Consider the following 14,255-nt stretch of genomic DNA (forward strand, 5'->3'; position numbering starts at 1 on the left):
GTGTTATCCGGCGAAAAGTGCGGGTATCCGACGAGTGGGCCCGACGATGTGGCGCGATCGGGACCCGTCCGAGCGTTGGAGGTGAAAGACCAGGCCGCCCCTGAGCGAGCGTCGCGAGTGCACTCGCGCACGACGGCGCCGAGCACCGTCGTGAGCGTTAGCTCACAGTTGGTGGTGCGGAACGTGAGTAATTCGTCGGATCATGGCATCGTTGATCTACGAGACCAGGGCATCTCATAACACCTACCTGGCTCGTCTACAGAAAGTATGAAATGGCTCAAGGCATTGTGAAGTGGTTCAACAGCGAGAAGGGCTTCGGCTTCATCGCACAGGACGGCGGGGGGCCCGACGTCTTCGTGCATTACTCGGCTGTGAGCGGCTCGGGTTTCCGGTCCCTCGATGAGGGGCAGCGCGTGGAGTTCGAGATCGGCCAGGGACAGAAGGGTCCGCAGGCCCAGGACGTCCGCGTTCTCTGATCGCGACTTAGCTTCCGAAAGGCCCCGCACCGGGATGGTGCGGGGCCTTTCCCCTGTTCAGAGGGTATTACTTCCTCGTCTTCGAGCCGCTCAGCCCGCCAGCGCTTCGTCGCGGAAGAACTCCGCGGTGATCGCGCGGGCACGGGTGAGATCGCGATGACCGGACCGGCGGAACACCTCGGCCGCGCGGGTGAATTCGGCGGCGATGAACGCGGTGATCGGCGCCGGCGCCGAACCGCTGCCCATCTCGCGAGTCCGCGACTTCAGCTCGGTCAGTTCGGTCACCGCCGCCGACAGCTCGGCGGGCAGCTCGCACTGCGCCAACAGCGTCGGCAGATGCATCGGCGCCACCGCCGCCGCGGGATGCTCGCGCAGCCACCGCAGCGCCATCGCCGGACGCAGCGCGTAGAACACCTTCTTCAATGAGCCGGTGCGCTCGAACAGCACCCACTGCTTGGCTCCGAGATGCAGATAGTGGCGAGCGATCCTGTCGCGGTCGGCGACCTCGTGGGCCACCGCGCGCAACCGATCGCGGAACTGCGTGTCGCCGCGATACACGATCGGCGACATCAGCCACTCGATGAGCACGGCGTTGCCCTGCACCAGCAGCCGCAGCGCCTTGGCCAGATCCCAGCCGTTCACGTCGAGCAGGTCCGTGAGCGGTGTCTCCACCACGTCGCGGGTGCGCCACGGGGACAGGTAGGTCTCCAGCGCCGCGACGTAGACGAACCGGCAGTCGTAGTCCGAATCGGGAGACGGAAATCCCCAAGCACGGCTGCCGCTCTCGATCGCCAGCCGGATCGACACCCGGTGCTCCCGCTCCACCCGATCCAGCTCACCATCGATGGCCCCGACCACCGTCGGGTCCATCGAAGCCGGTATCGCGCGCAGAGACATGGACGCGATGGTAGGTGCCTGACCAATGCTGCCGCAGCTGCTTTTTCGTCGTTCAGCAGCGCCACACACCCTTCCCGAGCGCGGCGATGAGCACGGCTACGACCGCGAGCGTCCCGCCCAGCCACATGGCGGCGGCGACGCCGATCTCGTCGGCGGCTACGCCGCCGGTCAGCGATCCCAGCGCGATGGCGGCATTGAAGACCCCGGCGAACAGGGCGGAGGCGCCTTCCTTCGCCTGCGGCGAGGCGGCGAAGACCCAGCTTTGCGTGCTCACCGAGACACCACCGTAGGACACGCCCCACACGATCATCAGCACCACGACCTGGGTGAGCGAAGCGCCCGGCGCGGGCAAGGCGATCGCGGCCGCGGCCAGGATCGAGCCGATCGCGACCAGAGTGCCGCGCGGTGTCCGCGCCGCCACCGCTCCCGCCGCGAAATTGCCCGCCACACCGGCGACTCCGTAGACCAGCAGCAGTGTTCCGATCGTCGCCGCGTCGACCCCGCTCACCTCCTCTAGCACCGGCCGCACATAGGTGTAGGCGGCGAAATGGCCGGTGACCAGGAACGCCACCACGAGCAGCGCGACGCGCAAGCCCGGCTGCCGGGTCAGCCGCAATACGTCACGCAACGGCAGTGCTTCCGTCGCGGGCAGCCGCGGCAGCAAGGCCGCCATGGCCACCAGCACCGCGAGCGCGAGGCAGGCCGCGGCCACGAACACCATGCGCCATCCGGCGAGCGCACCGAGGAAGCCGACGCCGACCAGCACCCGCGCTCCGATCAGCACACTGAAGCCGGGCGCGCAGGCCGTCCCGAGGTTGCCCAGCGCCAGCACCGCCATCAACCCGCACAGCACCAGCCTGCGCTCGACGCGACGCAGCATCGCGGTGACCAAGGGCGCCGACAACGCGGCGATCGATCCCGTCACCGTCAACGCGAGACCGGCACGGCCCTCGGTCACCCGCAGCGCCGCGCCGATCGGAGTGAGCAGGCCCACCGGCAGCATCTCCGAGGTCACCACCGTGAACGTGCCCGCTGTCACCGCGGCGACGCCGAGCGCGCCGCGAAGCGCCGAAATCTGCCGTCTCGCAACGACTTCCTCAACCTGTGTCATGTCCACCAGGCAAACGCTCGCGACGAAGGGAAACAACGGCGAAGGTCTCATAGTTCTATGAGCTGGACTCATCGACCGTGGAAGGGAAGCTGATGAGTGGGCTGGAGGTCCGTGAGTTGGAGGCGTTTCTCGCGCTCGCCGAGGAACTGCATTTCGGGCGGGCGGGCGAGCGGTTGTACGTATCGCAGAGCCGGGTGAGCCAGCTGCTGCGTGCGCTGGAGCGGCGCATCGGGGGACAGCTGGTGGAACGGACCAGCCGCAGCGTCCGGCTGACCCCGCTCGGCGCGGACTTCCTCGCCGAACTGCGGCCCGCCTATGCCGCGCTGCGCGCGACGGTCGACGGCGCCCGCGCCGCGGCCAGAGGCATGGACGGCATCCTGCGCATCGGGTTCCAGGGCGCGGGCAACGATCATCTGATGGCCGCGGTCGAGTTGTTCCATCGGTGGCATCCGGACTGCTCGGCCGAGCTGGTCGAGATCCCGCTCGCCGATCCGTTCGGGCCGGTGCGGCGTGCTGAGGTCGACGCCGCGGTCGTGCTGCTGCCGATGGGCGAGCATGATCTGGTGCTCGGAGCGGTGTTCGCGGGGCAGCGGCAGACGCTGGCGGTGGCGAGCTCCCATCCGGTAGCCGGACGCGCCGCGCTGTCGGTGGAGGAAGTCGCCGAGTTTCCCTTGATCGGGGTGCGCGCTCCGGCGCCGGAGTACTGGCGGCGTGCGCAGAAGCTGGATGTGACGCCGGAGGGGAGGACGGTGCGCCCGGGTCCGGAGGTCGGCACGCTCGAGGAGGGTCTCGCGGCTGTGACGGCCGGTCGCGGCGCGATGCTGCTGTGTCAACCCACCGCGGAATCCCACCGCAGACGACCGGTGTCCTTCGTCCCGGTGACGGGAATCGCCGAATCCCGGCTCGGACTGGTGTGGCCCCGCCACCGCGAGACCTCGCGGGTGCGTGCGTTCTCCCGCGCGGTGGCCGCCACGAGGGAGATCGAGAACGTGTGGTCGGTCACCGCGGAGGCATCCTGACCGACTCCGCCCTCCGGATGGCTCGGGTGTCCGAATATCGCGCCCGACATGGCGTTGCGGATTTTCCGGAGCCGCCGCGTGAGCGATGAAGAATTATTTGCCTTATCTATCGCGCGACCTCGTCGGCTTTTTTTCGGCCATTCGGCGAGTCTATTAGCGAAGATAACTATCGATACGAATCCGCGCTTCGACCTGGACGTTTGACTAGATTGCCAGCTCAAACCCACTATCCGCCGTGGCCTGACTCACTATCGATAATCGACTGTGGTCTGCGTCTCCATATTATCGAATTCCGTAACCGTCGCCGATGGGTCGCCGATGTCCTCTCTGTCAGCCAGTTCGACTGGATAAGTTCGAGGAAGAGGTATTTCCATGATCCCCGTTATCATCGACACCGGCAGTGCCGCTCTGAACGGTCTTTTCGATACGCTCGGCGCTGCTCTGCACGGCCTTGTCGACACCCTGTGGACGGGTTCCTTCGGCGGCCGCTGACCGACGTGACGGTCGAGGCACTCGACCGGGTCCCACGCCGATCCGAGGCGTGATCGAGCGGGCCCCCGCACCGGATGGTGTGGGGGCCCGCCGCTGTGTGGGTCGGCTTCATCGCGGAAAGATCTGCGGGGCCGCCCGTGTGGGTGAGCTCAGTTGCGCATCCCCACGGCGGAGAGTCGGGTGAGTTCGGCCGCGAGTCGCGCGGGATGGGTCAGCTGCGGGTAGTGGCCCGCACCCTCGATCGACATCGCCTCGCGGGTGGTGGGGACGGTGAGCGGATCGGTGGAACCGGTGACGATCCGAACGGGCACCTCGAGGCGTGCGAGCAGAGTTCGCAACTCCTCGCGCCGTGCCGGGGCGCTCGCCCGGCGCAATGCGGCGACGGTACGGGCGGCGACGCGGGGCCTGCGCAGGTTGGCCGTCGCGCTCGCGATCGCGGCGCTCTCCGGCACGCCGAGCCGACGCGCGAGGTCGCCGGCCGACGTCCGGCGCAGCGCCGCCGCGGTCAGCGGTGAGCGCAGCAGCAAGCCGGACCGTGGCTGGAGGAACGCGGGAGCCACCAGCACCACCCCGGAGATCCGCTCCGGATGCTGTGCCGCGTACCGCAGCACCGGACCGCAGCCGAGTGAGTGGCCGACCAGCACGGGGCGGGTACGGACCGAAGCGAGCAGACCCGGCAGTAGCGCATCGGCATCGCCGGGCGCCGAGCGTCCCAGACCGGGCAGGTCCACGACCAGGCTCGGCCCGTCCAGCTCCGCGCGCACGTCGTTCCACGATTCGCCGTCGAGCGGAAGTCCGTGTAGCAGAACGTAGTCCGGGCGCAGGCGTTCGCCGTTCACCCAGACGCCGTCGGCGAAACCCGCGGTCGGATCGTCGGCCACCGCGCCGAACCGGCCGGCCACGAGATGGTCGGCCCATGCGAGCAGCGTCGCCTCGGTCGGCGGCATGGTGAGCCCGGCGCGGCGGGCCACGTCCTGCGCCGCCGATGTGTCGTAACGGTCGTCGGCGATGAACGTCAGCGTCTCCGGATCGGCGCCGGTCAGCGCGCGAGGGAGCTTGGAGATGACCCCGACCGGAATGGAGAACCGCGGCGCGGGGACCCCGAGGTGCCCGGCCAGCAGCCGGATCAGCTTCGGCAACACCGGAGTGCGCTCGTCGAGCACCGTGTAGGAGCGGCCCGCGGTGTCGGGCAGCGTGGGCAGGCTGATCAGGAAATCGGTGAAGTAGTCCAGGTCGACGATCGGCACGAAGGTCTCGGGTCCGCCGGGGAGGGCCGGTAGCCGCCCGTTCCACAGGTCCTCGACGACGGTGGCCAGTCCGATGTACTGGCCGGGGCCGATCACGCTGCTCGGGTTCGCGACGGTCAGCGCGACGCCGAGTTCCGCGGCCCGCTTGCGCAGCAGCGGATCCGATTCGAACTTCGACGCGCCGTACGCGCCGTTCTCGTAGTGCTGTTCCTCCGACTCCTCCACGGTGATCCGATAACCCGTGATGTGCACGACCCGGCGCAGTTCGGGAAGGGCGGCGGACCAGTCGAGCACGCGCAGCGCACCGGTGACGTTGACCGCGTACGCGTCGTCGGCCGCGAGCCCGAACGAAAAGCGAGCCGCGCAGTTGTACACGTCGCGGATGCCCGAGCCGTCGAACCCGGCGGGCAAGCCCAGATCGGGGGCGGTGACGTCACACGTGACGATTTCCAACCCGCTCGCGTCCACCCCCCGCCGTCGCAGCCAGCTGGTGAGCCGCTCCTCGCTGCCCGGCCGCAAGGCGGCGGCGACGGAATGCCCCTGCTCGAGTAAGCGGACGACCGCGTTGCGGCCGAGGAACCCCGCGGCTCCGAAGACGATGCTGTCGGACATGACTACTCCTTTTTAGACCGGTCTACATATTTTGATGACATGCGAGAACGCCGGCGCGGCATCCGCGCTCAGAGCAGGGAGTGCAGAGCCCGTTCGACGCGTTCCAAGGGTTCGCGACTGCGTTGCGCCCGTGCCAGCAGCAGCGCGCCCTCGACCATCGCCAGCATCGCGGCGGCCAAGTCCTCCGCGTCCTGACGGCCGTCGGCGCGCAGTCGCAGTCGCAGCGCCTGTTCCCAAGCGGCGTACGCGGCGGCGCATTCGGCCTGGATCGGATCGTTCGCGGCAGCGACATCCAAGGCCACCGTGGCGACCGGGCAGCCCTGTTGCCAGCCCGACGCTTCCAGCCGATCGCCGAACGCGCGCAGCAGCCTGCTCGCGGCCCCCGCGGCGTCGCCGGGCTCGATCGCGTCGATCAGCGCCGCGATCTCCTTGCCCGCTCGAGCGATCGCCGCGGCGACCAACTCGTCCTTGCCGCCGGGGAAGTGGAAGTACAAAGACCCGCGCGGCGCTCCGCTGGCCGCCAGGATCTGGTTGAGCCCGGCGCCGTAGTAGCCGTGCCGCTCGACCAGGGTGCGCGCGGCGTCGACGAGTTTGCCGCGAGTCTCAGTGCCTTTGACGCCCATGCCCTGACTGTAGACCGGTCTTCATATTTTTGCCAGAGCCGCGACTGACGACGGCCGCCTACCAGGTGGTAGCCCGGCCGGAAATCGCGCGCACTAAGCTGGTCGGCGGTAATTGCCGCCCCCCATTCCCCAGGAGTACTCCACGTGAGCCAAGCAGGCCGTCCTGTAGTTCTGATCGCCGACAAGCTCGCCCAGTCGACCGTCGACGCGCTCGGTGACGGTGTCGAGGTCCGGTGGGTCGACGGACCGGACCGCCCGGCCCTGCTGGCCGCGGTGCCCGAGGCCGACGCGTTGCTGGTGCGGTCGGCGACCACGGTCGACGCCGAGGTCCTGGAAGCCGGGAAGAACCTGAAGATCGTCGCCCGCGCCGGCGTCGGCCTGGACAACGTCGACGTGCCCGCCGCCACCGAGCGCGGCGTCATGGTCGTGAACGCGCCCACCTCGAATATCCACACCGCCGCCGAGCACGCGGTCACCCTGCTGCTGTCGGCCGCCCGCCAGATCCCCGCCGCGGACGCCACCCTGCGCGAGCGCACCTGGCAGCGCAGCAAGTTCAACGGTGTCGAGATCTTCGACAAGACCGTCGGCGTCATCGGTCTCGGCCGCATCGGCCAGCTGTTCGCCGCGCGCCTGGCCGCCTTCGAGACCAAGATCGTCGCCTACGACCCCTACGTGTCGCCCGCGCGCGCCGCGCAGCTGGGCATCGAGCTGCTGACCCTCGACGAGCTGCTCGAGCGCGCCGACCTGATCTCGATCCACCTGCCGAAGACCCCGGAGACCAAGGGCCTCATCGGCAAGGAGGCCATCGCCAAGACCAAGCCGGGCGTGATCATCGTCAACGCCGCCCGCGGTGGCCTGGTCGACGAGGCCGCCCTCGCGGATGCGATCAAGTCCGGCCACGTGCGCGCCGCGGGCCTGGACGTGTTCGAGACCGAGCCGTGCACCGACAGCCCGCTGTTCGACCTGCCGCAGGTCGTCGTCACCCCGCACCTGGGCGCGTCCACCTCCGAGGCCCAGGACCGCGCGGGCACCGACGTCGCCAAGTCGGTGCTGCTGGCCCTGGCCGGTGAATTCGTGCCCGGCGCGGTGAACGTCACCGGTGGCGCCGTCGGCGAAGAGGTCGCCCCCTGGCTGGACATCGTCCGCAAGCAGGGCGCCCTGCTCGGCGCGCTGTCCAACGAGCTGCCGGTCAGCGTCGAGGTCCAGGTGCGCGGCGAGCTGGCCGCGCAGGAGGTCGCCGTGCTGGAGCTGTCCGCGCTGCGTGGCATCTTCTCCGCGCTGGTCGAGGACCAGGTCACCTTCGTCAACGCGCCCGCCCTGGCCAAGGACCGCGGCATCACCGCCGAGGTCACCACGGCCTCGGAGAGCCCGAGCCACCGCAGCGTCGTCGACCTGCGCGCCGTGTTCGGCGACGGCAGCACCCTGAACGTCGCGGGCACGCTGACCGAGCCGCAGTTGGTGGAGAAGATCGTCAACATCAACGGCCGCAACTACGACATGCGCGCCGAGGGCCTGAACCTGGCCATCCTGAACTACGAGGACCGTCCGGGCGCGCTGGGCAAGATCGGCACCAAGCTCGGCGAGGCCGAGGTCGACATCCTGGCCGCGCAGCTGACCCAGGACGTCGACAAGGAAGGCGCCACGGTCGTGCTGCGGGTCGCCCGCGAGGTGCCCGCCGAGGTGCAGGCCGCGATCGCCGAGTCCGTCGGCGCGGCCAAGGTCGTGCAGGTCGACCTGTCCTGATCCGCTCGGGGCGCACCGCCCCGGCGAATGCTGAATCGGCGCCGCGCACGAAGCATCGTGCGCGGCGCCGGCTTCTGCGTCCGCGCGCAACCGGCGTGCGGACCGGCGCGAGTGGCGCGGTGCCGCGCCGCGCGCCCGGTGCTCGGCGATCCGGCCGCGCCGAGTACCGTGGCGGTGCTGCGGTCACCCGGCCGGAATATCGTGCGCACCCCGGCGGTCGCGTGTGGGCCGCGGTTGTGGCGGCCGCGACCGGCAGAATCGAACGGAGCATTTCTCATGAAACTTGCTGTCATCCCGGGCGACGGGATCGGGCCCGAGGTCATCGCCGAGGCGCTCAAGGTGCTCGACGTGGTCGTGCCCGGCGTCGAGAAGACCGAGTACGACCTCGGTGCGCGCCGCTACCACGCGACCGGCGAGATCCTGCCGGACTCGGTGCTGCCCGAGCTGCAGCAGCACGACGCGATCCTGCTCGGCGCGATCGGCGACCCGTCGGTGCCCAGCGGCGTGCTCGAACGCGGCCTGTTGCTGCGCACCCGGTTCGCGCTGGACCACCACGTGAACCTGCGGCCGTCCAAGTTGTTCCCCGGCGTGACCAGCCCGCTGGCGGACAACCCCGACATCGACTTCGTCGTCGTGCGCGAGGGCACCGAGGGCCCGTATACCGGCACCGGCGGTGCGATCCGCGTCGGCACCCCGCACGAGGTGGCCACCGAGGTCAGCACCAATACCCGCTTCGGCATCGAGCGTGTGGTGCGCTATGCCTTCGCCAAGGCGCAGGCCCGCCGCAAGCACTTGACGTTGGTGCACAAGAACAACGTGCTCACCTTCGCCGGCTCGCTCTGGCAGCGCACGGTGGACGCGGTCGCGGCCGAGTTCCCCGAGGTCAGCACGGCTTACCAGCACATCGATGCCGCCACCATCCACATGGTCAACGACCCCGGCCGGTTCGACGTGATCGTCACCGACAACCTCTTCGGCGACATCATCACCGACCTCGCCGCCGCCGTGAGCGGTGGCATCGGCTTGGCCGCCAGCGGCAACATCGACGCGTCCGGGACGAACCCCAGCATGTTCGAGCCGGTGCACGGCAGCGCCCCGGACATCGCCGGCCAGTCCAAGGCCGACCCCACCGCGGCGATCCTCTCGGTCTCCCTGCTGCTCAATCATCTGGGCGACAGCGAGGCGGCCGCGCGCATCGAGTCGGCGGTCGCCAAGGACCTCGAGTCGCGCTCCGGCGCCGCGTCGACCGTGGAAATCGGCGACCGCATCGCCGCCACGGTCTGACCCTTCCCCGCAAAGGTCCCGTTCCCCCGAGGAACGGGACCTTCCTGCACACAGCCTCTGCACGGATCCCGCGCCCGACCGCTGTCTCGCGTATCAGCGCCGTCTGCGTAGGACTTCGGGGCGCGGGTCTAGTCGGCGTCGCGGGGGACGAGGGGGATTGCCGCGACAGCCGTGACGGCGGCCAGAAGGAACGCGGCGGGGAAGCCGCTCGCGGTGATCAGCGCGCCGAACACCGGCGGGACGGCGGCCATGGCCAGATTCTGACCGGTGTTCTGGACGCCGAGGCCCCGGCCGCTCCAGTAAGGGCCGGCGATTTCGGCGACCGCGGTGAAGGCCAAACCATTGTCGGAGACGGTGATCACGGACGCGGCGATCAGCAGCGGGATGGCGGCCCACCACCAGTGCGTCCACGCGGTCAGCGCCAGCCCCGCCATCGAGAGCACGGCGGCGACGGCGACCGTGCGCAGCGGTCCCATCCGGCTGCCCACGCGATCCGACCACGCGCCCGCGCCGATCCGGCCCAGCGCGCCGAGGATCTGTGTGACGGTCACCAGCGCCCCCGCGGCGGCCAGCGACCAGCCGATGTCGCGATGCAGCCACAGCAGCGCGAAGGTCCACACCGTGCCCTGCGGAACGACCAGCAGCACCGAGACCAGATGGATGCGCCACAGTGTCGCGTCGTCGCGATAGGGATTGGCCCGCAAGGCGGGATCGGCGTCCGACCGGGCGGGGCGCGGCGGGTCGACGATGCCGGCCAGACAGCCCACGGCCGCCACGCCGGCCATCAGCGCGGGAACCAGAATCGCCGCAGGCACCCCGTGTGCGGCGGCGACGGCCGGAATCGCCAGCGCGCCGACGCCAACGCCCAGCGGCTGCGCGGTCTGCCGGATGCCCATCGCCAGCCCGCGCCGATGCGGCGGGAACCAGCCGACGATCACGCGGCCGCTCGCGCCGTTCGTGCTGGCCGCCCCGACGCCGCCGAGGAACAGCAGCGCGCCCAGGGCGAGGTCACTCGTCGTGGCCGCCGCGGCGCAGCCGGCCGCCAGCATCAGCAGCGGGCCGCCGACCAGCACCTTGCGTTCGCCGATCCGGTCGACCAGATAACCCCACGCGATCAGGGTGCACACCAGGCCGACGGTGGGCATGGCCACCAGCAGGCCGGCCGTCGCCAGCGCCATGCCGCGATCGGTCAGCGCGGGCAGCAGGAACGGGACGCCGTGGATGAAGACCGCGCTGGAAGCCTGGGCGAACACACCGAGACCGAGCATGGACCAGCGCCGAACCTCGTCGATCTGCGTCACGGTCGCCATCGGCTACTCCTCGTGATCTCATATTTTGGGAAAGAGTTCCCACTTTGTGAACTATCCTGCTCACCGTACACCCGCGTGGCCCCGCCGTTCGACGGCTGCGGCTGTCGAACTCCTCACAGCCCGGCGGGAGCCACGGCGTGCCGGTTCGGACCACTCGGTCGGGCGCGTTCGGGCAGGTGACGGCGGGTCGATAGACTCCGGGCATGCGTCTAGGTCGAGTTGCCAGTCCCGATGGGGTCGCCTTCGTCAGCATCGAAGGCGACGGAAGCGACAGCGTGGCCAAGGAGATCGCGGAACATCCGTTCGGCACACCGACGTTCACCGGACAGAGCTGGCCGCTGGCCGACGTGCGGCTGCTCGCGCCGATCCTGGCCAGCAAGGTGGTCTGCGTCGGCAAGAACTACGCCGCCCATGCCGCCGAGATGGGCGGTCCCGCCCCTGCCGACCCGGTGATCTTCCTGAAACCGAACACCGCGATCGTGGGGCCGAATGCCCCGATCATCCTGCCGCCCAGTTCGTCTCAGGTCGACTACGAAGGGGAGCTGGCGATCGTCATCGGCCGCCCCTGCAAGGACGTGCCCGCCGCCCGCGCGCTGGACGTGGTGCTGGGATACACCGCCGCCAACGACGTGACCGCCCGTGACCAGCAGCGCCACGACGGTCAGTGGACCAGGGGCAAGGGCTACGACACGTTCTGCCCGCTGGGTCCGTGGATCGAAACGTCCCTGGACCCTTCGGATCTGGAGGTCGTCACCGAGCTCGACGGCGAAGTTCGCCAGCGCAGCCGCACTTCGCTTCTCCTGCACGACATTCCGAAGCTCATCGAGTGGATCACCACCGTGATGACGCTGCTGCCCGGCGATGTCATCCTCACCGGCACCCCTGAGGGTGTCGGCCCGATGCGCGAGGGCCAGCAGGTCTCGGTGACCGTCGAGGGCATCGGCACCCTTACCAATCCCGTTGCCGCCAAACGCTGATCGAAAGAGAGCCATGACTGAAGTACGGGTCCGATTCTGCCCGTCACCGACCGGAACGCCGCATGTCGGCCTGATCCGGACGGCGCTGTTCAACTGGGCCTACGCCCGCCACCACGGTGGCGCATTCGTCTTTCGTATCGAAGACACCGACGCCGCACGGGATTCCGAGGAATCCTACCGGGCGATTATCGATGCGCTGCGCTGGCTCGGGCTCACCTGGGACGAGGGGCCGGAGGTCGGCGGCCCTTACGAACCATATCGTCAGTCGCAGCGAAAAGATCTGCACCTGGACGTCGTTCGGCGTTTGCTGGAGGCCGGTGAGGCGTATGAATCGTTCTCCACGCCGGAGGAAGTCGAGGCCCGCCATCGCGCCGCGGGACGCGATCCGAAGCTCGGGTACGACAACTACGATCGCGACCTGACGCCCGAGCAGATCGAGGCGTACCGCGCCGAGGGCCGTCCCGCCGTAATCCGGCTGCGGATGCCCGGCGAAGACCTGTCCTGGAACGATCTGGTGCGCGGCGAGACCACCTTCAAGGCGGGCAGCGTCCCGGACTTCGCGCTCACCCGTGGCAACGGCGATCCGCTGTACACGCTGGTCAACCCGGTCGACGACGCGCTGATGCGGATCACCCACGTGCTGCGCGGCGAGGACTTGCTCTCCTCCACGCCGCGACAGCTCGCGCTGTACGCCGCGCTGCGCCGGATCGGGGTCGCCGATTTCACGCCGGAGTTCGGTCACCTGCCGTTCGTCATGGGCCAGGGCAACAAGAAGTTGTCCAAGCGTGATCCGGAGTCCAATCTGTTCGCCCACCGCGACCGGGGCTTCATTCCTGAGGGTTTGCTGAATTATCTCGCGCTCCTCGGTTGGGGACTGTCGGAAGACCGCGACGTGTTCTCCATGGCGGAGATGGTCGAAGCCTTCGACATTTCGAAAGTAAATTCGAATCCGGCCCGTTTCGACCAGAAGAAGGCGGACGCGCTCAACGCCGAGCACATTCGATTGCTGGCGCCGGGTGATTTCGCTCACCGGCTGCGGGAGTATCTCACCGAACACGGCCTTGTTGGCGCCGAAATCGATGAGAAGGTGTTCGCCGCGGCGGCGGAACTCGTGCAGACCAGGATTGTCGTGCTGGCCGACGCCTGGGAGCTGTTGCGTTTCTTGTTCGCGCCGGCCGAAGAGTTCGCGATCGACCCCGCGGCGGGAGCCAAGAATCTCGGCTCCGACGCGACCGAGGTATTGCAGGCCGCTATTGCCGCGGTGGAGCCGTTGGCCGAGTGGACCACCGAGGCGATCGAGGAAGCGCTGAAAAAGGCGCTGATCGATGATCTCGGGCTCAAACCGCGCAAAGCCTTCGCGCCGGTGCGGGTCGCGGTCACCGGATCGCATATCAGCCCGCCGCTGTACGAATCGCTGGAACTGCTCGGCCGCGACGTCACCCTGGACCGGTTGCGCTCCGCGCTGGACTGGAAGGAGACCGGCCAGGCCGCGCCGCAGGGCTGAAAATAGGGCTTTGACCAGGCGATTTGTAGTTAACCCGTAGCCGTTTGGTACTCTTCTTCTCGGCCCGGAACGCGGTCTCGAGTCACCCAGACTTGCAGATGAACGACCTGGTCATTGGGGTATGGTGTAATTGGCAACACAGCTGATTCTGGTTCAGCCATTCTAGGTTCGAGTCCTGGTACCCCAGCGGAGTGTGTTGAAAGACTTCGGTTCGCGGCCGAAATCCCTCAGCACCTGGCGATTTGGTCGCCGGGCCTCGGCCGGATAAGCTAGCCGAGCCTCCTGATCGAAAGATCACCACGGCGCTCCTCGCGACAGTGAGAAGCAGTCCTGGCCCCGTCGTCTAGCGGCCTAGGACGCCGCCCTCTCAAGGCGGTAGCGCGGGTTCGAATCCCGTCGGGGCTACGCGAGTGGAAGGCCCATGCTCATGGAGCATGGGCCTTTTCTCGTTTCGCTATGTCTTGTGGGGGTGCCCCCCACACCCCGCCCGGAGGGCTTCGCCCCCGGACCCCCGGCGAGGACTTCGCCCCGCCTGGATTGTGGTGGGTTCTGTACCGGGGTGAGCTGCGGTTTCGGTCTCGGGTGTGGCCGGAAGGGCGCAGTGGTTGGTCCGGTTCGGCTGGCTGCCGGTGCTGTCGACGGTTCGCCGACTGTGTCTGATCTGTCTGCTGGGCAATCCGATGCTCGGATAGTTCGTGAGCACGGTGGCCGACGGTCGCGATCGCGCTACCTGCCATTGATACGACACGCATGCGGCTGTGCCCTGTGAGGCTGCGCATCGGTGATGCGCAAGCGCACTGTAGTGCCGTGCCGCGACGGCGTAGGGATGTCCCTGATGACGCAGCTGTGAAGCGGCCGTCACCGGATGCGCGCTGCCGCCATCTGTGCCGGCCCACGGACATGCCAGACGGGCGCATCGCACCCTCGGCGGAACCCGACTCGCTCGGTGGGTTGCGGTGT

General features: G+C 68.8%; 11 protein-coding genes and 2 tRNA genes. 8 read left to right on the plus strand and 5 right to left on the minus strand.

Going from position 1 to position 14,255, the window contains the following annotated elements; all coding sequences use genetic code 11:
* Window positions 1-272 precede the first annotated feature (272 nt).
* The gene (locus GVY64_RS03470) at window positions 273-476 is read left to right on the plus strand and encodes a cold-shock protein (protein ID WP_014987157.1); all 204 of its coding nucleotides are present in this window, start codon (window positions 273-275) and stop codon (window positions 474-476) included.
* A 90-nt stretch (window positions 477-566) separates the two neighbouring features.
* Here the strand turns inward: GVY64_RS03470 and GVY64_RS03475 are convergent, their stop codons facing one another.
* Together GVY64_RS03475 and GVY64_RS03480 are read right to left on the minus strand one after the other, a co-directional pair.
* Window positions 567-1,373, minus strand: coding sequence for a nucleotidyltransferase domain-containing protein (locus GVY64_RS03475; RefSeq protein ID WP_159838630.1), 807 nt, complete (start codon window positions 1,371-1,373; stop codon window positions 567-569).
* Window positions 1,374-1,425: 52 nt separating this feature from the next.
* Window positions 1,426-2,484: an MFS transporter gene (locus GVY64_RS03480; RefSeq protein WP_159838632.1), complete on the minus strand. Its 1,059-nt coding sequence runs from the start codon at window positions 2,482-2,484 to the stop codon at window positions 1,426-1,428.
* Between the two features lie 92 nt (window positions 2,485-2,576).
* On the opposite strand from GVY64_RS03480, the gene GVY64_RS03485 reads away from it, so the two are divergent.
* Window positions 2,577-3,503 carry a LysR family transcriptional regulator gene (locus tag GVY64_RS03485; RefSeq protein WP_159838634.1) on the plus strand — a complete coding sequence of 309 codons (927 nt, stop codon included), beginning with the start codon at window positions 2,577-2,579 and terminating at the stop codon, window positions 3,501-3,503.
* Window positions 3,504-4,144: 641 nt separating this feature from the next.
* Here GVY64_RS03485 and GVY64_RS03490 read toward each other — a convergent pair.
* Together GVY64_RS03490 and GVY64_RS03495 are read right to left on the minus strand one after the other, a co-directional pair.
* Window positions 4,145-5,854, minus strand: a complete 1,710-nt coding sequence (locus GVY64_RS03490; protein WP_159838636.1) for an alpha/beta fold hydrolase — start codon at window positions 5,852-5,854, stop codon at window positions 4,145-4,147.
* 68 nt (window positions 5,855-5,922) lie between these two features.
* Entirely contained in the window at window positions 5,923-6,477 is a 555-nt protein-coding gene (locus GVY64_RS03495; protein ID WP_159838638.1) for a TetR/AcrR family transcriptional regulator, read from the minus strand.
* Between the two features lie 144 nt (window positions 6,478-6,621).
* Here GVY64_RS03495 and serA point away from each other — a divergent pair, with 144 nt between their 5' ends.
* Window positions 6,622-8,220: a phosphoglycerate dehydrogenase gene (serA, locus tag GVY64_RS03500; RefSeq protein ID WP_159838640.1), complete on the plus strand. Its 1,599-nt coding sequence runs from the start codon at window positions 6,622-6,624 to the stop codon at window positions 8,218-8,220.
* Between the two features lie 276 nt (window positions 8,221-8,496).
* Entirely contained in the window at window positions 8,497-9,504 is a 1,008-nt protein-coding gene (locus GVY64_RS03505; RefSeq protein ID WP_159838642.1) for a 3-isopropylmalate dehydrogenase, read from the plus strand.
* A gap of 128 nt (window positions 9,505-9,632) precedes the next feature.
* On the opposite strand, the gene GVY64_RS03510 is transcribed toward GVY64_RS03505, so the two are convergent.
* Window positions 9,633-10,814 carry an MFS transporter gene (locus GVY64_RS03510; protein ID WP_159838643.1) on the minus strand — a complete coding sequence of 394 codons (1,182 nt, stop codon included), beginning with the start codon at window positions 10,812-10,814 and terminating at the stop codon, window positions 9,633-9,635.
* A 203-nt stretch (window positions 10,815-11,017) separates the two neighbouring features.
* Here GVY64_RS03510 and GVY64_RS03515 point away from each other — a divergent pair, with 203 nt between their 5' ends.
* From GVY64_RS03515 to GVY64_RS03530, 4 genes are all read left to right on the plus strand, one after another.
* Window positions 11,018-11,791, plus strand: coding sequence for a fumarylacetoacetate hydrolase family protein (locus GVY64_RS03515; protein WP_159838645.1), 774 nt, complete (start codon window positions 11,018-11,020; stop codon window positions 11,789-11,791).
* Between the two features lie 13 nt (window positions 11,792-11,804).
* On the plus strand, window positions 11,805-13,295 hold the full coding sequence (gltX, locus tag GVY64_RS03520) for a glutamate--tRNA ligase (protein ID WP_159838647.1): 1,491 nt from the start codon (window positions 11,805-11,807) through the stop codon (window positions 13,293-13,295).
* 115 nt (window positions 13,296-13,410) lie between these two features.
* Window positions 13,411-13,482, plus strand: a tRNA-Gln gene (locus GVY64_RS03525).
* Window positions 13,483-13,627: 145 nt separating this feature from the next.
* Window positions 13,628-13,700 (plus strand) — tRNA-Glu (locus GVY64_RS03530).
* Window positions 13,701-14,255: the final 555 nt, after the last annotated feature.

The organism is Nocardia sp. CY41 (genome assembly GCF_009829325.1).
GTDB lineage: Bacteria > Actinomycetota > Actinomycetes > Mycobacteriales > Mycobacteriaceae > Nocardia.